Origin of the sequence: Kitasatospora putterlickiae, from assembly GCF_039527695.1 — a bacterium.
GTDB lineage: Bacteria > Actinomycetota > Actinomycetes > Streptomycetales > Streptomycetaceae > Kitasatospora > Kitasatospora putterlickiae.
In genome coordinates, this window is record NZ_BAAAKJ010000321.1 from 41,653 (window position 1) to 42,920 (window position 1,268).

Consider the following 1,268-nt stretch of genomic DNA (forward strand, 5'->3'; position numbering starts at 1 on the left):
TGAGCAGTTTGACGACGGCGGCCAGGCCGACCACGACGATGACCGCGCGCAGCGCCTGCGGCGGCAGCCTGCGGCCGACCCTCGCGCTCGGTTTGGTGGCGCTGGCCGCCGGGACCGGCAACGCGCTCGGCTCGCTGCTCGGCGCCTGGCTGCGCCCGCGCGGCCCGGAGCTGACGGTCACCGCGATGCTGCTGCTGGCCGGCTGCGCCACCACCGCCGCCGCGCTCTGGTACGGCACGGTGACGGTGCTGGCGGTCGCCGGGGCGGCCGGGCTCGCGGCCTCGCTGGGCAAGCTGTCGCTGGACGCGCTGATCCAGCGGGACGTCCCCGAGTCGGTGCGGACCTCCGCCTTCGCCCGCTCGGAGACGGCGCTCCAGCTGTCCTGGGTGGCGGGCGGCGCGGTCGGCATCCTGCTGCCGCTGAACGGCGCGCTGGGCCTGTCGGTGGCCGCCGCCGTGCTCGGAACGGTCCTGCTCTGGACGCTCCGCTCGCTCCTGCGGGTGGGGGTGCGCCCCCGCCCGGCCGCGGCCCGGGTGGCGTAGGGGGCGTTCCGGTGACAACACGCGGTGCCCGACCCGCGCGTAGCGTGATCGCGAAAGCCCGGTAGCCTCTGACGCATGAGCCTCAGCACCCGCGCAGTCGCCGGCCTCGGCGCCGTCGTCGTCATCGCCGCCGGCACGGTCGGCGGGTCCATCGCATTCGCGTCGAACCAGCACGAGATCAGTGACCACCGCGCCACCCTGGTGGTCGGCAACTCCTCGCAGGTCGTCGACCCGTTCTGCTTCAACGGCGGCCAGCCGCTGACCGAGCAGCAGCAGGAGGAGTGCCAGGACAAGGCCGGCAAGGCCCTGGAGGACGGCACCCTCCCCTCGTCCGACGTGGTGCTCAGCGACCGGATCGCGATCGGCGTCAGCCCGGAGGTGGCGGACCGCGGCTGGTGGGCCAACACCAACGGCGGCCAGCAGGGCCAGGGCGGCCGGTTCATCCTGGCCTCGGCCGCGCGCGACGTGACCTTCTCGGGCTCCGTCCCGGCCGCCAAGGCGCTCAACTCCTCCGGCAAGACCCTGATCACCGTGGTCGAGACCGACCCGAAGGCGCCGGACTCGATCTACGCCGTGTGGTACTTCCAGCTGAACACCCAGGACAGCTGACGGTCGTCCGGTGACGGTACGACTCCCCGACGAGCGGTCGGACCCCGAGCGGGCCCGGCTGCTCGGCCACGACGTCGACCCGGCCGAGGCCGACGCCGTGCTGCGCGGTCTGGCCGC

The 1,268-nt window shown here is 74.4% G+C and carries 1 protein-coding gene and 1 pseudogene; both read left to right on the forward strand.

Annotated elements, in window-relative coordinates; all coding sequences use genetic code 11:
* Nucleotides 1-542, forward strand: a pseudogene (locus ABD308_RS30435) (hypothetical protein); the annotation flags it as partial.
* A 75-nt stretch (nucleotides 543-617) separates the two neighbouring features.
* Nucleotides 618-1,151, forward strand: coding sequence for a hypothetical protein (locus ABD308_RS30440; RefSeq protein WP_344342029.1), 534 nt, complete (start codon nucleotides 618-620; stop codon nucleotides 1,149-1,151).
* Nucleotides 1,152-1,268 lie beyond the last annotated feature (117 nt).